The sequence below is a fragment of the Caldimonas manganoxidans ATCC BAA-369 genome, from assembly GCF_000381125.1.
Taxonomy (GTDB): domain Bacteria; phylum Pseudomonadota; class Gammaproteobacteria; order Burkholderiales; family Burkholderiaceae_C; genus Caldimonas; species Caldimonas manganoxidans.
Genome location: NZ_KB905963.1, coordinates 1 through 17,429, shown reverse-complemented (window position 1 = coordinate 17,429; position 17,429 = coordinate 1). Strand labels below are relative to the sequence as shown.

Below are 17,429 nucleotides of genomic sequence, written 5' to 3'. Positions count from 1 at the left end.
TGCACTGGCGTGCCGACAATTAAATTGCGCACAATTAAATAGTGCGATATTATTTCGCCATGCCACGCTCCACCCCTTCCGAGGTCGATTCGCAAGACGTGCTGCAGCTGGACAAGCAGTTGTGCTTTGCGCTGTATGCCACCACGCTGGCGATGACCAAGCTCTACAAACCGTTGCTGGATCGCTTGGGCCTGACCTATCCGCAATACCTGGTCATGCTCGTCTTGTGGGAGCATGGCCAGCAGACGGTCAGTGAACTCGGACAACGTTTGTTCTTGGATTCCGGCACGCTCACGCCCCTGCTCAAGCGCCTGGAGGTCGCCGGCAAGGTGGAGCGCCGCCGTGACGCTGCCGATGAGCGACGAGTCCTCGTCCGCCTCACGCCCGCGGGCCAGGCGTTGCGTGCAGCGGCCAGCCGACTGCCACTGGACATCGCCTGCGCCACCCAGTGCAGCCCGCAAGAGATTGCCGATTTGCGTCAGCGTTTGCACGATCTGCGCCGCCGCTTGGACCTCCAGTCCCTCCCCTCGGCCAGCAGCCCCGCCAAGCGACGGGCCGCCTGACCGCCTCGCCCTGCCACTCATCGAAAGGAAAGCCCATGCCTCTTGAAAAAGTTCTCTATCAAGCCCGTGCGACCTCGACCGGAGGCCGTGATGGCCGTTCGATCTCGTCCGACGGCGCGCTCGATGTCCGGCTGAGCACCCCCAAGGAGCTGGGCGGCGCTGGCGGCCCGGGCACCAATCCCGAACAATTGTTCGCTGCCGGATATTCGGCCTGTTTCATTGGCGCGATGAAGTTCGTGGCGGCCCAGCGCAAGATCGCGCTGCCCGCCGACACCTCCATCACGGCGACGGTGGGCATTGGCCCCATCGCGAAGGGCTTCGGCATCGAAGTCGACCTGGAGGTATCGATCCCCGGCATGAACCGTGCCCAGGCCGAGGCCCTGGTGCAAGCGGCTCACCAGGTGTGTCCGTACTCCAACGCCACACGCAACAACATCGACGTGCGCCTCAAAGTGGTCTGAACGCCACGCGCCTCGGCTCAGACCGGCATCAGCGCCAGCATCAGGGCCACACGGGCCTTGGCTGGCGTCAAGGTGCCCACCGAGGGCCATCCTCGCGGATGCGCCCCCAGCACCGGCCCGGCGCCGCAGCGGCTGGCACGCCACACGGTCACCCCTTGCGCCTGAGCTTCGGCCAAGGCAGCCTCCAAGTCGCGGTGGATGCTGCCATTGCCGGTGCCGGCCACCACCAAGCCTCGCACACCGGCATGCACCAACGCCCGCACGGCTTCTCCCCGCGCCCCCGCCGTGCTGGTGACGATCTCCACCCAGGGCCAGGCAGCCGGCTCCAAGGCCCATACGCGTTCCCAGTCCAGCGCCTGCCCCTCGGGCCAGGGGCGCAGCAAGCGCAAGCGGCCAGCCTCCACCAGCGCCACCGGGCCGGCATCGCCCGAATCGAACGCATCCACTTGATAGGTGTGGGCCTTGCGCACATCGGCCGCTGCATGCACCCGACCGCACAACACCGCCACGACGCCGCGGGCACCGGGCCAGGCAGCCACCGTCATTGCATCGACCAGGTTTTGGGGGCCGTCGGCCGACAATGCCGTGGCCGGACGCATGGCCGCCGTCAGCACCACCGGCTTGCTCGGTGCCAGCACGGACTGCAGGAACCAGGCCGTTTCCTCCAAGGTGTCGGTCCCGTGGGTGACGACGACCCCCGCCACCTCGGGCCGTGCCAGCGCCTGTGCGACCGCCTGGGCCAGCTCGCGCCAGACGCCGAAGTCAATGTCTTTGCTGTCCACTTGGGCCAGCTGGTGCACTTCCAACGGTGCGCCGTTCAGTGAAGGCACCGCCGCCACCAACTGCGCCACACCCAGTTGCGCTGCCGTGTAGCCGGTATGGTCGGACGCACTGCTGCCCACACCGGCAATCGTGCCTCCCGTGCCGATGACCACGATCGTGTTTGAATGGCTTTGCATTTTCTTCGAGACTGGATAAAAATACAGATACTGGATGCGCAACCAGTGGGTGCGTGCTCAGAAGGCCTGCGGGCCTGTGCTCGCGCGACCACGCCCGGTCGATAGTCTCCATCATTCCTTGCCGGTCCATGGCCATGTCCGAGACCCCGAAGCTCACGGCCCGTCAGCAACAAATTCTCGAACTCATCCAAAGCGCGATCGAGCGCACCGGCGCGCCGCCCACGCGGGCCGAGATCGCCGCTGAGCTCGGCTTCCGCTCGGCCAATGCCGCCGAGGAACATCTGCAAGCCCTGGCCCGCAAAGGCGTCATCGAACTGGTGGGAGGCACCTCGCGAGGCATCCGGCTCAAGTCTGACACATTGCGCTCGCTGGCCGAGTCGCGCATTCGCCAGTTCAGCCTGCCTCTGCCGGGGCTGGCTCAGCTCGCCTTGCCTCTGGTGGGCCGGGTGGCCGCGGGCAGTCCCATCTTGGCGCAAGAGCACATCGATCAGACGTATCACGTCGAAGCCAGTTTGTTTCAGCGCAAACCCGACTTTCTGCTCAAAGTGCGTGGCATGAGCATGCGCGACGCTGGCATCCTCGACGGAGACCTGTTGGCCGTGCAGGCCACTCGCGAGGCCAAGAACGGCCAGATCGTCGTGGCCCGCCTGGGCGACGAGGTCACGGTCAAGCGTTTTCGCCGTCAGCGAGGTCACATCGAACTGCTGGCCGAGAACCCCGACTACCCCACGATCATCGTCGAGCCCGGACAAGACTTCGAGCTCGAAGGCATTGCCGTGGGGCTGATTCGCAACACCATGTTGATGTAGCCGCATCGCCTCCGGCCCGCTGCAGGTGGTGGGCGCCGGCGCGAGGAGGACATCGCCTCGCACAGGCCCTGCAGTTGGCCCGCTGCGCCTCCAGGCGAAGCACCCGTCCCAATCCTGCCGAATGTCATGAGCTTGATAGATCTTCGGAGATGGACATGAACGACACGGCTTCCCTGCCGCCCTGGTGGCAACGTTTGCGCTTGCGGCCGCGCCGGGCCACACCGCAGCGTCTACCCACTGGGCATGCGAGCCTGGATGCAGCCCTGCCGGGTGGAGGTTGGCAGGCTGGACAGGTGTTGGAAGTATGCGGCCCACAGGAGGGTGTCGCCGCATGGCGTCTGCTGGAAACCGCCATCGAGCGCGCTGCGCGAGCGGGCCGACCGGTGGCTCTGGTGCAACCGCCGCACGCTGTGCACCGCCGACTGGAACCGGGGTTCGGCACGGGACCGCTCAGCTGCTGCTGGCCTGGCCCACAAGGCCCGCGCGTCGTCGAGGCGGGCGTGCAATGGCTGCAAACCCACCCCGGGGGAATGCTGTTGTTGTGGGCCTCGGACATGCCGACGGCAGCTTGGCGAGCGCTGTCACGCGCCGCCCGCCGCCACGCGGCCCATGTCTTGCTCATGCGCCCGGCCTCGTCGCGCTGGGATGACAGCCCGGCCGACGTCCGGCTGAGTCTGTTGCCGGGCCGGGGGCGCCACTGGGACGTGCACGTGCAAACCCCCGCTTGTGCAGCCGCAGTGTTGCTGCGGGTGTCACTCGACGAGGCTGGCGGTGCGAAGCCCTCAGCCGGGCTCGCCCCCATGTCCGCCCTGAAAGTGGCCGTCGATCCGACCGACCGACGCCGCACGGCCTTGTGCGGCACCTTGGCTCAGGTCTGTGACGAACTCGAGCGCCTGGCCCGCCGCGAAGCCGAAGGCTGGCCTCTGGCGGCCTGAACGAGGCAGATCGGCAAGCGCGTCGACCCTCTCAAGCAGGGTTCGGCACGCTCGCCGCGGCCACGAGCCGCCGGGTGTAAGGATGCCGTGGGGCATCGAGCACTTCGTGCATCTGGCCGGACTCGACCACTTCACCGTCCTTCATCACGATCACGTGGTGGGCCATCGCACGGATCACATCCACATCGTGGGTGATCAGCAGATACGCCAGGCCGTGCTCACGCTGCAGGCGCTGCAACAGGGCAAGAACCTGCTTCTGGATGGTCACATCCAGCGCGCTGGTGGGTTCGTCCAGCACCAGCAGCTGAGGTCTGACGATCAGCGCGCGCGCAATCGCCAAGCGCTGCCGCTGCCCACCGGAGAACTCATGCGGATAACGGGCAAGCAAGCCTGGAAACTGCGCTTCGGTAAGGCCCACATCGGCCAAGGTCTGGCGCACGCGCTCGCGTCGGGCATGGGCATCCAAGGCCGGCTCGTGCACCCGCAGCCCCTCGCCAATGAGTTCCTCGACCGTCATGCGAGGCGACAGCGACGAAAACGGATCCTGAAAGACCACCTGGGCCACCCGCCGCAAAGGACGGTCGGCCCGTGGCGAGCCTTGCCAGGAGGCACCTGCCAGGCGCAGCTCGCCTGAGCTGGGCACCAACCCCAGCACGGCCATGGCCAGGGTGGATTTGCCCGATCCCGATTCACCGATCACCCCCAAGGTCTGACGCGGGGCCAAGTTCAGGCTCGCACTGCGAACGGCCACGAACTCACCGCGACGGAACCAGCCTCGCAAGCCAGGCCTTGGAACGGGATAGACCACCCGCAGCGACCGGGTGCGCAACAAATCGTCCTGTGCGGATGAGGCGCTCACGCCCTCGACCACATCGCGCTCGGGTCGGCTGTCGATCAGTTTGCGGGTATAGGGATGCCGCGGGCGGCCAAAGACCTCGGCCACCGTGCCTTCTTCCACGAGATGGCCGCTTTCCATCACGGCCACCCGGTCGGCAAAGCGGCGCACCAGGTGCAGGTCGTGGGTGATCATCAGCACGGCCATGCCGCGGCGACGCTGCAAATCATCCAACAGATCCAGGATTTGCACACGCAAGGTCACGTCCAGCGCCGTGGTGGGTTCGTCGGCCAGCAACAGGCGCGGTTCACCGGCCAAGGCCATGGCGATCATGGCGCGTTGACGCTGCCCGCCGGACAGCTGATGCGGATAGGCCCGCGCACGGCGTTCCGGCTCGGAGATGCCTGTGTCGGCCAGCAATTGCACCGCCCTGTCCCAAGCGTGCGCCGTGCTCAGCCCTTTTTTGAGCTGCAGCACTTCGACGATCTGATCGCCCACGGTGTACAGCGGATTGAGGGCCGTCATCGGCTCCTGAAAAATCACGGCGACATCCTCGCCTCGAACGGCGCGCAGTGCCCGCTCGTCGAGCGACAACAGATCGCGTCGGTCGCCCTGAGCCCCTTGCAACCAGACCTGTCCGTGCACCTGGGCCGAGGGCACCAGGCGCAGCAGGCTCAAGGCCGTGACGGTCTTGCCCGAGCCCGATTCGCCCACCAGAGCCAGTTTCTCGCCAGGCCGCACATGCAGGTCCACACCATGCACCACTTCCTTGCCGCCAAAGCTCACGCGCAGTCCGCGCACCTCCAACAGTGCATCGCTCATGCCTGCGCCTCCTGGGTCATGCTCGGCATGGACGGGCGCGGCTGGGCTTCGGGCGGATCAGGCATGCGCGGATCCAAGGCATTGCGCAGCGCATCGCCCATGAAAGTCAGCAACAGCAAGGTCAGCACCAACACACCGAAGGTGGACAAGGAAATCCACCAGGCATCGATGTTGGCCTTGCCCTGATTGAGCAGCTGACCCAGCGATGGCGTGTCAGGCGGCACCCCCAAGCCCAAAAAGTCGAGCGAGGTCAGCGCCAAAATGGCCGCACTCATGCGAAAGGGCAGGAAAGTCACCACGGGCGTGAGGCTGTTGGGCAGAATGTGACGCCAGATGATCTGCAGATTGCCCACGCCCAGGGCACGGGCCGAGCGCACATAGTCCATCTGCCGGTTGCGCAGGAACTCGGCCCGTACGTAATCCGACAAGCCCATCCAGCCGAACAGACTCAGCAGCACCAGCAGCAATCCAAGGCTGGGCGCGAACATCGCGCTGAAGATGATGAGCAAATAGAGCTCCGGCATCGAGGCCCAGATCTCGATGAGCCGCTGCATGGTCAGGTCGATGCGTCCGCCGAAGTAACCCTGCACGGCCCCGGCCACCACCCCCAGAACGACGCCAATGGCCGTCAGCGCCAGCGCAAACAGCACGCTCACCCGAAAGCCGTAGATCAGCTGGGCCACCATGTCTCGCCCTCGATCGTCGGTGCCCAGCCAGTTGTCACGCGACGGGCCCGCGGGGTTGGGTTCCTTGGCGAAATAGTTGATCGTGCGTGGGCCATACGGGTTGGGCGGATAGATCGCCCAGTTGCCCCCTTGGCTGAGCCGCTCGCGGATGAACGGGTCCAGATAGTCAGTGGGCGTCTCGAAGTCGCCACCGAAGACCGTCTCTGGGTAATCATGCAACAACGGCAGATAAAAGCGGCCCTCGTAACGCACCAGCAGCGGTCGGTCATTCGACAACACCTCGGCAAACAGGCTGAGAACGACCAAGGTGCAGAAGATCACCAAACTCCAAAAACCAAGCCGGTTGTGACGAAAGCGGCGCCAGGCCCGCCGGCTGGGGCTGTTCGAGGCGGCAACTGGCACGGGGTCAATCGAACTTGACACGTGGATCCACCCAGACGTAACAGAGGTCGCTGATCAGCTTGGTGACCAGGCCAATCAGCGTGAACAGGTACAGCGTGCCCAGCACGACGGGGTAGTCACGCCGGATCACGCTTTCGTAACTCAACAAGCCCAGGCCATCCAAAGAGAACAGGGTCTCGATCAGCAAGGCGCCCGTGAAGAACGCCCCCACGAAGGCTGCGGGAAAGCCCGTGACGATGGGGATCAGGGCGTTTCGAAAGACATGCTTCCACAGCACTTGGCGCTCGCCCAGGCCCTTGGCACGCGCCGTCAGCACGTACTGCTTGCGAATCTCCTCCAGGAAGGCGTTCTTGGTGAGCATGGTGGTCACGGCAAAACTGCCCAGCACCATGGCCGTCACGGGCAGGGTGATGTGCCACAGGTAATCGACGATGCGCGCCCCCCAGCTCAGATCTTCCCAGTTGTCCGAGGTCAGGCCGCGCAGGGGGAACCACTGGAGCTGTCCACCGAAGATCACCAGCAAGGCCACTCCAAGCACGAAGCCAGGAATCGCATAGCCCACCAGCACCAGCAGCGTGGTCACGAGGTCGAAGCGCGTGCCGGAGCGCACCGCCTTGGCCACGCCCAAAGGCACGGCCACGCCGTAACTCAGCAGAAAAGTCCACATCCCCAAGCTGATGGACACTGGCAGCTTTTCGACGATCAGCGTCCACACGTCCTTGTTCTGGAAGAAGCTCTTCCCCAGATCGAAGCGCATGAACTGGCCGAGCATTTGCAAGAAGCGTTCGTGGGCAGGCTTGTCGAAGCCGTAGAGCGCCTTGATCTCTTCCAGGCGCTTGCGGTCGACCCCCTGGGCCCCACGATAAGCCAAGGCGCCGGCCTCGCCGCCGCCCCCGGGGACGGCACGGGCTTCGGCCAGATATTGCTCTATCGGGCCACCGGGCACGAACTGCACCACGACGAAGGTGATGAGCAGCACCCCCAGCAGGGTGGGAATCATCAGCAGCACGCGCTTGAGGATGTAAGACCACATGGCTGTCACTTTGCCCACCAGGTGAACATGACCCAGTCCTCGCCTTGGATGTATGGCGGCACCGTTTGCGGACGCGCCAGGCGCCACTGGTTGTAGGCAATTCGGTGAGTCGGCGCCGTCCATTGCGGGATCAGGTAATGCCCATACGCGATCACCCGGTCCAGCGCTCGACACGCAGGCAGCAGCTCAGCCTGGGTGCGCGCAGCACTCATGCGGTCGATCAGCGCGTCCACCGCAGGGTGGCTGACGCCTGCCAAATTGCCAGAGTCTGGCGTTCGAGCTGCTTGGCTGCCAAACAAGTCCGCATACTCGCTGCCGGGGTTGTGCGTGCCTTGGAACGCAATGGTCGTGATGTCGAAATCGAACTCCCGCAGCCGCTGCTGAAACAGCGCGAAATCCACGGCTCGATAGATCAACCGGATGCCCAGCTTCTCCAGGTTGCGAGCCCAGGGCATCACGATGCGCGCACCGGCTTCGTTGCTGTCTAGATATTCCAGCACCATCGCTTCGCCCTGGGCATTGCGCAGCACACCGTCTTGCACCGTCCAGCCCGCTGCAGCCAGCAAGGCCTTGGCACGGCGCAAATTGTCCCGCAGCGAATGCTCGCCGTCGGTGCGTGGCGGCTGATACATGGGGCCGAAGACGGCCGCCGGCAAACGGTCGCGCCAGGGCTCGAGCAAGGCCCGCTCCTGTGCCGAGGGCTCGCCCCGAGCCTGGCAGGCCGTGTTGCCAAACAGCCCCGTCACCCGTTGGTAGCTGTTGTAGAAGAGCATCCGGTTCATCCACTCGAAATCGAAGGCCAGACCGAGGGCCTCGCGGACTCGGGGGTCCTTGAGCTTGTCGCGCCTGGTATTGAGCACGAAACTCTGGAAGCCCGAAGGCAAGCGGTGCTGGAACTCGCCTTTGACCAATTCACCCGAATCGAAGCGCCGGCCGGTGACGCGCCGCGTCCAGTCCCCGGCCGAGAAAAACCGCATCATGTCGAACTCGCCGGCTTTGAGAGCTTCCAGCCGCGCGGTGTTGTCCTTGTAGATCTTGACCGTGATGCGATCGAAGTTCACCGTCCCGCGGCGCACATTCAAATTCCGCCCCCAGTAGTTGGGGTCGCGTACGTACGTGATGTCCTTGCCAAACCGCACCGGACCGATGCGGTAGGGTCCGCTGCCGATGGGCGTGTCCATCACCACTTGGTCGAAGGGCTTGCCCTGCCCCCACTCATGGCTGAACACGGGCAGCCCGCCCACCGTCAGCGGCAGCTCACGGTTGGGCCGTGAGAAGCGATAGCGCACGGTGCGTTCGTCCAGCACGTCGAGCCCAGCCACGTCGGCCAGCAACGTCTTGTAGGCCGGCGAGGTGTGCGGCCCCATCAAGACCTCGAAACTGTGCTTGACATCCTTGGCCAGCACCGGCGATCCGTTGTGGAAGCGGGCTTCACGCCGCAGCCGGAAGACCGCACTCAACCCATCGGGCGCCACCTCCACGCTTTCGGCCAACAAGCCGTAGCCACTGGCCGTCTCGTCCAGCGAGCCGATCAGCAAGGACTCGAACATCAACGCTGACAAATACGCTGGCGCACTGCCCCGCAAGGTGAACGGGTTGTACTTGTCGAACGTCGACACCCGCAGGTTGCTCACCAAGCGCAGCTCACCGCCCTTGGGAGCATCGGGATTGACATAGTCGAAATGCGCAAATCCGGCTGGGTACTTGAGATCGCCCCACAAGGCGTATCCATGAGCCGCCCACACCGGCAGCGCCGCGCACCACAGCAGCAGACCCCACAGGCTTCTCATGCGCCACATTCTGCATGAAGCCCGCGGGCCTGGGCCCCGGGCAACGCTCCAGAAGCATTCACCATGCGATCAAGGCGTCGCGCCCTTGCACCACCAGCTGCACTTTCGCCCCCACCGGCAGCGTGACTTTGGTGGCCACATGGCCAAACGGCAAGCCCGTGAGCACCGGCGTGCGCGTGAGGCTGCGCACATGGGCCACCACCGACTTCAGCGAGTACCCCCGGTCCAGAGGCGATGGCTTGAAATCGGTGAAGCGGCCCAGCACGACGGCTTTTTGCGCATCCAGCACGCCGGCTTGGTGCAGTTGCAACAAGTCTCGTTCGATCCGATAGGGGTGCTCGTTCACGTCTTCCAGAAACAGAATGCCCCCCTTGACCCGGGGCCAGTGCGGCGTGCCCAACAAAGCGTTGACCATGCACAGATTGCCCCCCCACAGCCGCCCTTTGACCTCCAGCCCATCGAAACCCGCCTCGGTGCGAAAACCCACCGCTTCGAGCTCGCCCCGCATGGCTTCGAGAAAGCAATCCTGCGTCACCTCGTCCACCTGCTCGGCGCCGAAATCAAAGCAGGCCATCGGCCCGGCGTAGGTCACCCCCTCCACCCCATGGGCCAGCAAGGCCAATTGCAAGGTCGTGAAATCGCTGTGACCGACCCAGCGGGTCCCCCGCTCGATGCTGCGCCCGATGCGGCGGTAGTCCAGACGATCCAACAGCCGGGTCAAGCCGTACCCACCCCGTAGCGCCATCGCCACATCACTGCGGCCGTCGGCCACGCGGTGCACGGCGGCCAGGCGGGTGTCATCATCCCCGGCAAAGCGCTGGTGCCGCGCCAGCGCATCCTCATCCAGGCTCACCTCGAAACCAAGTCGGCGCAGCCTTGCCATGGCCCGCCGGGCCACGGCACGATGCGCCACCACGCCCGACGGCGAAAACAACTTCAGCGTGCGGGGGGCCGAGGCGGCCTGTGCGTGTTCATGATCGTGATCGTGGACCTTCAACGGGGGGCTCCAAATCGGAAAACTCATGGACCTCACCGGTCGGAATGGGCTCGTGACCCACGGCCGCCTGATCCCGCGGTGAGGGCAAGCTCTCGGCTTGCCGGCGCTGCCGGTAAGCGGCGCGCCGCTCGGCAAAAAAGTCACGCAGCACTTGCCCGCAGGCTTGTGCCAACACACCACCATGCACCTGGGTATGGTGGTTGAGCCGACTTTCGGCAAACAGATTCAGCACTGAGCCAGCCGCCCCTGTCTTGGGGTCGGCGGCGCCGAACACCACACGCCTGAGGCGTGCATGCATCAAGGCCATCGCACACATCGCGCAGGGTTCGAGCGTGACGTAAAGCTCGCACTCCGGCAGGCGGTAATTGCCAAGCAATTGGGCAGCATGGCGCAGCGCGACGATCTCGGCATGGGCCGTGGGATCGTGTTCGGTGATGGGCCGGTTGTAGCCGGTTGCGATCACCTTGCCCTCGCGCATCAGCACCGCGCCCACCGGAACCTCGCCCACCAACCAAGCGTTGTGGGCCTGGTCCAGGGCAATGCGCATGGCGTACTCGTCGTGAAGACGCTGCTCGTCGCTCATTCGTCCACCTTGCGCGCCGGCTGCTGCAAGGCCTGATCCAGACCTTGACGAAACTGTTCGAGCTGCTGCGACGGACTGCCTCGCAGAGGCGCTGACGCCGCCGAAGACGGACCAGCCGGCGCAGCCGGCAGCGTCACCGAGCTCAGCTGCTGCTTGGCCAGCACGGCGAGCACGGCCAAAACGATCAGCACGGCTGCAAGACTGAAAAGGATTCGCATCGATGGAAACGGATTCTGGCGAAGCCCCGTTTCTAGCATGATCCCGCCCGAAACAGGCTCGGGGCGACCTCGCCTGTCGCGCTGCCGCCGCTCATCCCGTCCTCACGACTCCCATCGCCCCAGCACCACGTGACGGCGCAGCCCCACCAGACTGCGCATCAGCACGAACCCACGGGCCTGCCACTCGATGGGCTCCACAGGCTCGGGCGGCAGCTTCACCGCTTCACGCCCCAGGGTGAGATGGGGCGTGAAGCCTGCCGATGCGCAGGCCAAGCCCAGCCTCTGCCCCTGTTGCACCAACGCCTGGTGCAGCTGCCTCAACGGTCCGTCGCCACCCTCGGTGGCCAACACCAAAGGATGGGCTCCAGGGCGAGCATCGAAGCTCAGCAAACGATCGAGCGTGACGGACAGCGCTTGCATCCGAACTGCAGCGCCCAGGGCCAAAGCTCTGTCCACGACATCATCGGGCAACCGGCCGACACGGCCGACAAAGAGCAGCGTGAGATGCCACAAAGACCTGGGCACGGGACGCCGTAGCTGCAAGCCCCGGCGCGCCAGCGCGTCCACCACGGCCTGGATACGGTCTTGTGCCTGAGCTGGCGGCAGCAACGCGAAAAACAGACTGTCGCCGTCGCGCTTCGCCGATGAGGACGGCCCGCCCATGACCCATCAGCCCTGACGCACCAGATTCATCACTTGTGCGGCATCCAGCGTGCGCGCCCGCTGCTGCATCTGCGGCAAGTAACGCGCGTGCAAGCCCTGCGCCTCGCGCGTCATGCCCGCATAAGCGTCTTTGAGCATCTGGGCCGACAACACCCGTCCACCGGCGTAGTAACGCTTGGCCACATGGCCCAGGGCGTAGGTGGTGGCAAAGCTCATGCCCGAGCTGACGGCCTGCTTGCCCAGGCCGCGCAACAGCCCCCCGCCCACCGAGCCCAACAGGCCGCCGATCAGCTTGCGCCCGGCCTGCTCCAGATACTGAGAGGTCAAACCCACTCCCGCCGTGGCAAGGAAGTCCTTGATATGCCCGCGGTCCAGCTCATAGCCGTAGGCCTTGCCAATGCGGTAGACCAACTTCATTTGCAACGGAATGATGGCCAGGGTCGAAATCGATTCCGGCAACAGCTCCAGGGCCCCGTTGAGAATGGCCGCATTCAGGATGGCCGAATCCAGCTCCGCCTCGTTCACAGCCGCCTGGGCGGTTGCCGCCGTGGACGCCGGGACTGGTGCCGAGGCGGGCGCGCTCATCGGCACGGTGGCCAACGTTTCGGCTTGCTGCGAAATCGTGGCGGCCACGCCGGCCTCCAAACCCAGAACCCGGGCCAGCTCGGCCAGAAACGCCTGCTCGGCCGGCGATTGGGCCCCATCGGCATCACACACGCCCACGGCCATCTCGTAAGCCAGCTGACGCGACTCGGGGCTGGACAGCACAGCGGCAGCCGAGCCGACCGTCACGCGCTTCATCAGCACGTCCTGCACCAACGAGGGCACATGGAGGCCCCCTTCGCCGGCCAGTCCTTCGGCAATGCGCCGGATCTCGGCACGCTCACGTTCATGCTTCTGTCCGTCGGCAAACGCCGCCAGCAGGCTGATCGTCACGATGGTACGGGTTTCTTCTGGTGTCATGCGGGTCTCCTAGGCCGTCTTTGGTACCACCGGAGGCCCTGCCGGTTCCCTACCGCTGCCGGTTCCCTGCCGAGCACAGCCATCAGGGCGCCCGATGCAAGCGAACCACCCCTCGAGCCCAGCGAGGGGCTGGGGGAGGAGCTTTCGAGGGCGACCACCCGTGCGTGACCTGCCCCCGTTATCCGTTCCACCGGTTGGGAACATTTCCCCGCGAGGGTGATGAACTGTACGCTTGGGGTCTTCCGGGTCCAGGTCACTCCCACTCACTCATCAACGAGAATCCCAACATATTGATTTATCTTTCATTTTTGCGGTCGTTTTTACCAGATACCAACAAAAATGCCATCACCAATCAACCACTTATCCTTGCCTGTCGCTGCCAGCCGTTGCCTGATCGCGCGCGCTCCGGCTCGCAAGTCAGGCGACCGCAAGCGTCACGTGTCCGACAGGTTCAGCGGCCGATCGAACCTTGATCTCGATGTCATAGCCGAGACGGTTCAAGCAGTCCATCAGCTTGCGCTCGGACAGATTCGAGAAATCTCCCCGCATCATGGCCGACACCTTGGGTTGCGGAATGCCCATGCGCGGCATTCCTCACTTTCTCAACAATGCCTGGATCCGGTAATCCGACGGCGCCATTCCGAATGCTGCTCGGAATACCCGCGAAAAATGCGCCCCATCGCAAAACCCGCAATCATGCGCAATAACCGTCAGAGTGCGCGTATCCGCCGGATTCTCCAAAGCGGACTTGGCTGCGGCAAGCCGCCTGGACTGAAGGGAGGCAGAAAAGGTCGTACCGCGGGTCTCGAACAGCCGGTGCAGATAGCGCACGGAAATACCCGCTGCCTGAGCGGCCTGCTCCGCCGTCAGGCTAGCACGGGCGTAATGGTTATCCAGCCAACGCTCGATCCAGACCAGCCGCGCCGCTGCCAGCGAATGGGGCTCGAGCGCTTGCGGCTCTGGGGAATCCTGAAGCAGCGCTGATCCGACCAGGGCGTGCAGTTGTTCAGACAACAGCGCCCCGTGCCTGGCCAATTCCTCGCGCGGCAAGCGGGTGAGTGCACCGACATAGGCCGTGACCAGCGGCATAAGCCCCTCACCTGGGCGCCAGTGCCGCGCAAGAGGAGGTCCCCTGAAAGGACTGATGCGTCCGCGATCGAGCGGTATCTTCAGCGTGTGGCTCTCGCCCAGCGTGTGGCAAACGATCGGCTGCGCCAGATCCAGCAGCACCATTTCGCCGGGACGGAGGCGCAGCCACTCGCCTTTGGCCTCGATGCGCAACTCGCCCGCCTGGCATAGCAGCAAAAGCGCGGTGGGGCGATCCTGCGCCGCGGAGATCTCGCGCTTGCCATAGCGCAAACGGTAAGGGCTTGCCCGTTGGGCGAGCAGCGGCGTTGCGCCCACCAGGGCACCGGTCACCTTGGCCTGGAACCGTGCCGGCTCGAGGGGGTCAGCCGGAAACGGCCAGCCGCTCGCCTGCACAAAGGCTTCCGACCAGCGTTCGAAGCGCTCCTGCGGCGCAAACGATTCTGTGGAAAACAGAGCCTCCATTCCCGCCCCCTCTGTATATCAATGGCATTTTAGAAGCGCTGTTCGCTTACAGACAAGGCCTGTGCACTCCCAGGCAAGACGAGTTTGCTTCTATTCCAAATAATCGGCGAAGTGCGACTCGCAACGCCAAGGAGGAGACAGCCGTGCACGGTCTCAATCATGTCTATCGCCTGATCTGGAGCGACATCCATCAGGCCTTCATCGCCGTCTGCGAATACGCCCGTGCCCGTGGCATGCGCAGCGGCGCCGTCATCGCTGTCGCCGCCCTCCTCTCGGCGCCGGCTTTCGCGGCCGACCTCCCCACCGGCGGGCAGATCGTTGCCGGCTCGGGCAGCATCACGCAAAGCGGCACGGTGATGACCGTGACGCAAGACACGGCCAAGATGGCCGCGAACTGGCAGAGCTTCTCGATCGGCCAGGGGCATACCGTCAACTTCGTGCAGCCCTCTGCATCGGCTGTGGCCTTGAACCGCGTGCTGGGCTCCGACGTCTCGGTGATCCAGGGGGCCTTGAACGCCAACGGGCAGGTGTTTCTGATCAACCCCAACGGCGTGCTCTTTACCCCCACGGCGCAGGTCAATGTCGGGGGAATCGTCACTTCCACCTTGAACCTTTCCAACGAAGACTTCCTGGCCGGACGCTATCGCTTCAGCGGCGACTCGGCTGCCAGCGTCATCAACCAGGGCAACATCCAGACCGCGCCCGGGGGCACTGCCGCCTTCATCGCCGCCAAGATCGAAAACACCGGCACCATCACCGCCCCGCAGGGCAACGTCCTCATGGGGGCCGGCAAGACCGTCACGCTCGATCTGGGCGGGCCGGTGAAAATCCAGGTCGAAGAAGGGGCGCTCGATACCTTGATCGAACAAGGTGGTGCCATCAAGGCCGATGGGGGGCTTGTCTATCTCGCCGCCAAGGCAGCGGAGAGTCTCACCCGCAGCGTCATCAACCACACGGGCATTACTGAAGCGAAGAGCCTTTCGGTCGATGACAAGGGCGAGATTTACCTGATGGGCGACATGGCGCAGGGCGAGGTGCGGGTTGCCGGCACGCTCGATGCCAGCCCCACCGCAGCGGCGGCCGCAAGCGGCGCCCAAGGCGGCTTCATCGAAACCAGCGCCGCCAGGGTCAAGGTGGCCGATGGTGCCCAGGTCAAGGCCGGCCACTGGCTCATCGACCCCAATGACTTCACCATTGCGGCAAGCGGTGGGGATATCACCGGTAGCGCGGTCTCTACCGCGCTGGCCAGTGGCAATGTCACGATCCAGACCACAAGCACCACCCCCGCCTGCACGGGGCTCACGGGTTGTGGCAGTGGCACCTCCGGCAACGGCGACATCTTCGTCCGGGACAACATCACCTGGAGCTCGGGCAACACGCTTACCCTGTCTGCCTATCGCAACATCGAAGTCCTCGCAACCATCGACGCATCCAGCGGCGCAGGCGGCAAGGTGGCGTTCCAATACGGGCAGGGGAGTCCCTCTGGTGTCATTGGCGGCACCGCGGCCACCTACTCCTTCGGCCTCACCGGCTCGGGCTTTACCGGCAGAATCAACCTGCAAGCGGGCAACAACTTCACCACCAAACTCGGCTGGTTCGGCACCCCCATCACCTGGACGGTGATCACCAGCCTAGGGAGCGCAGGATCGACTACGGGCAGCGACCTTCAAGGCATGCAAGGCAACCTTACCGGCAACTTCGCTTTGGGGGCGGACATCAATGCCAGCGCCACCAGCGCCTGGAACAGCGGCGCGGGTTTCCAGCCCATCGGCAACAGCACAAACAACTTCACCGGCCGCTTCGACGGGCTGGGGCATACGGTCCAGACTCTCCGCATCTCGAGGATCGCGACTTCGTCCTATAACGTGGGGTTGTTCGGCGTCACCGCTTCAGCGGCGCGCATCGCCAACGTGGGACTCGCCACCCCCAGCGTGAGCGGCATAGGTTCTGTCGGTACTTTGGTCGGAACCAATGGCGGCACCATCGTCCAAAGCTACGCCATGAATCCGAGTACCACCTCCGCCATGGCATTGGCCCAGACTGAGGTCGGCGGGTTGGTGGGAACAAACTCCGGCACCATCAAACAGAGCTTTTCCACCGGCAAAGTGAGCGCTGCATATTTGACTAGCAGCACTGCTGGGGGACTTGTTGGAAAAAACTCCGGAACCATCACGGAAAGCTACGCCACTGGTGCCACCTCAAGCTCAGGGGACGCTGTCGGAGGGCTGGTTGGCTGGCAAAGCGGCGGCACCATCAGCGATAGCTATGCCAGCGGCAACGCGGATGGCAACAACAAAGTTGGCGGATTGGTGGGAGAACAAACCGGTGGCAGCATCAGCCAAAGCTACGCTGCGGGCACGGTATCCGGCAATGGCAGTTTGGGCGGGCTGATTGGGAACAAAACAGGAGGCACCATCACCGCCAGCTTCTACGCCACCACTGACACAAATGGCAATTCCATTAACAACGGCGGTGCTTCTGGCCTCACCTGGAGCGGCAACGGCAACGGCACGGCGAAGACCAGTGCCGAACTGAAGCAACTTGCCACTTACCCCGCAGTCTGGAACATCGACGATGCCGGCGGCACGGGCAAGGTCTGGCGCATCTACGATGGCAACAGTTATCCCCTGCTGCGCGCCTTCCTCACGCCCCTCACCGTCACCGCCAATTCCGGCAGCCGCACTTACGACGGCACCATCAACGCTCTCGGCGTGAGCTATTCCACCACGCCCGATAGCACCCTGCTCGGCACGGCCAGCGTGAACGGCGTGACCTCGAAGGACGTCGGCACCTACACGCTCACGGCTTCGGGCCTGTATTCCACCAGCCAATCTGGTTACGACATCAGCTACGCGCCGGGTACGCTCACCATCACGCCTCGTCCGGTCACGGTCACGGCGGACGCCAAGAGCAAGACACAAGGCCAAAGCGACCCGGCGCTGACCTACACCACCGGCTGCGGCACGGCTTCGTCCCCCTGCGGTCTGGTCGCAGGTGACACCTTGGCCGGCAGCCTCAGTCGCGTTCCGGGCGAAGCCGTGGGCAGCTATGCCATCCAGCAAGGCACGGTGGACGATGCCCACAACCCCAACTACGCCATTGCTTACGTCGGCGCGGATCTGACCATCCTGACCGCAGCTGGCGGTGGTTTCTCTGGCG

The 17,429-nt window shown here is 64.5% G+C and carries 16 protein-coding genes and 1 pseudogene; 5 read left to right on the top strand and 12 right to left on the bottom strand.

What is annotated here, in order from left to right; genetic code table 11:
- The first annotated feature begins 59 nt into the window (after positions 1 to 59).
- Together F615_RS0114710 and F615_RS0114705 are read left to right on the top strand one after the other, a co-directional pair.
- Positions 60 to 563, top strand: coding sequence for a MarR family winged helix-turn-helix transcriptional regulator (locus tag F615_RS0114710; RefSeq protein WP_019561940.1), 504 nt, complete (start codon positions 60 to 62; stop codon positions 561 to 563).
- A gap of 35 nt (positions 564 to 598) precedes the next feature.
- Entirely contained in the window at positions 599 to 1,024 is a 426-nt protein-coding gene (locus tag F615_RS0114705; protein ID WP_019561939.1) for an organic hydroperoxide resistance protein, read from the top strand.
- Between the two features lie 17 nt (positions 1,025 to 1,041).
- On the opposite strand, the gene F615_RS0114700 is transcribed toward F615_RS0114705, so the two are convergent.
- A complete protein-coding gene (locus tag F615_RS0114700; RefSeq protein WP_026330355.1) occupies positions 1,042 to 1,983 on the bottom strand; it encodes an asparaginase in 942 nt (313 codons plus the stop codon).
- Positions 1,984 to 2,117: 134 nt separating this feature from the next.
- Between F615_RS0114700 and lexA the strand changes: the two genes are divergently transcribed.
- The gene (lexA, locus tag F615_RS0114695) at positions 2,118 to 2,792 is read left to right on the top strand and encodes a transcriptional repressor LexA (protein ID WP_026330354.1); all 675 of its coding nucleotides are present in this window, start codon (positions 2,118 to 2,120) and stop codon (positions 2,790 to 2,792) included.
- Positions 2,793 to 3,292: 500 nt separating this feature from the next.
- Positions 3,293 to 3,727: an ImuA family protein gene (locus F615_RS20010; RefSeq protein WP_156824660.1), complete on the top strand. Its 435-nt coding sequence runs from the start codon at positions 3,293 to 3,295 to the stop codon at positions 3,725 to 3,727.
- A gap of 31 nt (positions 3,728 to 3,758) precedes the next feature.
- Here F615_RS20010 and F615_RS0114685 read toward each other — a convergent pair whose 3' ends face one another.
- From F615_RS0114685 to F615_RS19530, 11 genes and pseudogenes are all read right to left on the bottom strand, one after another.
- Positions 3,759 to 5,384 carry an ABC transporter ATP-binding protein gene (locus F615_RS0114685; protein WP_019561936.1) on the bottom strand — a complete coding sequence of 542 codons (1,626 nt, stop codon included), beginning with the start codon at positions 5,382 to 5,384 and terminating at the stop codon, positions 3,759 to 3,761.
- Positions 5,381 to 6,493 carry an ABC transporter permease gene (locus F615_RS18765; RefSeq protein ID WP_083932489.1) on the bottom strand — a complete coding sequence of 371 codons (1,113 nt, stop codon included), beginning with the start codon at positions 6,491 to 6,493 and terminating at the stop codon, positions 5,381 to 5,383. The genes F615_RS0114685 and F615_RS18765 overlap by 4 nt, the downstream gene beginning before the upstream one ends.
- Complete coding sequence (locus tag F615_RS0114675; RefSeq protein ID WP_026330353.1) at positions 6,477 to 7,505, bottom strand: microcin C ABC transporter permease YejB; 1,029 nt, start codon at positions 7,503 to 7,505, stop codon at positions 6,477 to 6,479. Before F615_RS0114675 ends, F615_RS18765 begins: the two co-directional genes overlap by 17 nt.
- Positions 7,506 to 7,510: 5 nt before the next feature.
- Positions 7,511 to 9,295 carry an extracellular solute-binding protein gene (locus F615_RS0114670; protein ID WP_019561933.1) on the bottom strand — a complete coding sequence of 595 codons (1,785 nt, stop codon included), beginning with the start codon at positions 9,293 to 9,295 and terminating at the stop codon, positions 7,511 to 7,513.
- Between the two features lie 58 nt (positions 9,296 to 9,353).
- Positions 9,354 to 10,319 carry an LD-carboxypeptidase gene (locus F615_RS0114665; RefSeq protein WP_083932488.1) on the bottom strand — a complete coding sequence of 322 codons (966 nt, stop codon included), beginning with the start codon at positions 10,317 to 10,319 and terminating at the stop codon, positions 9,354 to 9,356.
- Positions 10,267 to 10,875, bottom strand: a complete 609-nt coding sequence (gene tadA, locus F615_RS0114660) for a tRNA adenosine(34) deaminase TadA (protein ID WP_019561931.1) — start codon at positions 10,873 to 10,875, stop codon at positions 10,267 to 10,269. The genes F615_RS0114665 and tadA overlap by 53 nt, the downstream gene beginning before the upstream one ends.
- Positions 10,872 to 11,093 (bottom strand): hypothetical protein, encoded by a 222-nt coding sequence (locus F615_RS0114655; RefSeq protein WP_033371608.1) that lies wholly within the window; start codon positions 11,091 to 11,093, stop codon positions 10,872 to 10,874. The genes tadA and F615_RS0114655 overlap by 4 nt, the downstream gene beginning before the upstream one ends.
- Positions 11,094 to 11,195: 102 nt before the next feature.
- Complete coding sequence (locus F615_RS18760) at positions 11,196 to 11,756, bottom strand: 2'-5' RNA ligase family protein (protein ID WP_019561929.1); 561 nt, start codon at positions 11,754 to 11,756, stop codon at positions 11,196 to 11,198.
- A 6-nt stretch (positions 11,757 to 11,762) separates the two neighbouring features.
- Positions 11,763 to 12,719, bottom strand: coding sequence for a YcjF family protein (locus F615_RS0114645; protein WP_019561928.1), 957 nt, complete (start codon positions 12,717 to 12,719; stop codon positions 11,763 to 11,765).
- A 417-nt stretch (positions 12,720 to 13,136) separates the two neighbouring features.
- Positions 13,137 to 13,304, bottom strand: a pseudogene (locus tag F615_RS18755) (helix-turn-helix domain-containing protein); the annotation flags it as partial.
- A 9-nt stretch (positions 13,305 to 13,313) separates the two neighbouring features.
- The gene (locus tag F615_RS19530; RefSeq protein WP_019561926.1) at positions 13,314 to 14,270 is read right to left on the bottom strand and encodes a helix-turn-helix domain-containing protein; all 957 of its coding nucleotides are present in this window, start codon (positions 14,268 to 14,270) and stop codon (positions 13,314 to 13,316) included.
- 143 nt (positions 14,271 to 14,413) lie between these two features.
- Here F615_RS19530 and F615_RS0114630 point away from each other — a divergent pair.
- A partial coding sequence (locus tag F615_RS0114630) for a two-partner secretion domain-containing protein (protein WP_019561925.1) occupies positions 14,414 to 17,429 on the top strand: 3,016 nt, incomplete at its 3' end.

Excerpts from the sequence above, each read along its gene's own strand:
- F615_RS0114710 (WP_019561940.1), top strand. The coding sequence starts at position 60 with ATGCCACGCTCCACCCCTTCCGAGGTCGATTCGCAAGACGTGCTGCAG.
- F615_RS0114705 (WP_019561939.1), top strand. The coding sequence starts at position 599 with ATGCCTCTTGAAAAAGTTCTCTATCAAGCCCGTGCGACCTCGACCGGA.
- F615_RS0114700 (WP_026330355.1), bottom strand. The coding sequence starts at position 1,983 with ATGCAAAGCCATTCAAACACGATCGTGGTCATCGGCACGGGAGGCACG.
- lexA (WP_026330354.1), top strand. The coding sequence starts at position 2,118 with ATGTCCGAGACCCCGAAGCTCACGGCCCGTCAGCAACAAATTCTCGAA.
- F615_RS0114685 (WP_019561936.1), bottom strand. The coding sequence starts at position 5,384 with ATGAGCGATGCACTGTTGGAGGTGCGCGGACTGCGCGTGAGCTTTGGC.
- F615_RS0114675 (WP_026330353.1), bottom strand. The coding sequence starts at position 7,505 with ATGTGGTCTTACATCCTCAAGCGCGTGCTGCTGATGATTCCCACCCTG.
- F615_RS0114670 (WP_019561933.1), bottom strand. The coding sequence starts at position 9,295 with ATGAGAAGCCTGTGGGGTCTGCTGCTGTGGTGCGCGGCGCTGCCGGTG.
- F615_RS0114665 (WP_083932488.1), bottom strand. The coding sequence starts at position 10,319 with ATGAGTTTTCCGATTTGGAGCCCCCCGTTGAAGGTCCACGATCACGAT.
- tadA (WP_019561931.1), bottom strand. The coding sequence starts at position 10,875 with ATGAGCGACGAGCAGCGTCTTCACGACGAGTACGCCATGCGCATTGCC.
- F615_RS0114655 (WP_033371608.1), bottom strand. The coding sequence starts at position 11,093 with ATGCGAATCCTTTTCAGTCTTGCAGCCGTGCTGATCGTTTTGGCCGTG.
- F615_RS18760 (WP_019561929.1), bottom strand. The coding sequence starts at position 11,756 with ATGGGCGGGCCGTCCTCATCGGCGAAGCGCGACGGCGACAGTCTGTTT.
- F615_RS0114645 (WP_019561928.1), bottom strand. The coding sequence starts at position 12,719 with ATGACACCAGAAGAAACCCGTACCATCGTGACGATCAGCCTGCTGGCG.
- F615_RS19530 (WP_019561926.1), bottom strand. The coding sequence starts at position 14,270 with ATGGAGGCTCTGTTTTCCACAGAATCGTTTGCGCCGCAGGAGCGCTTC.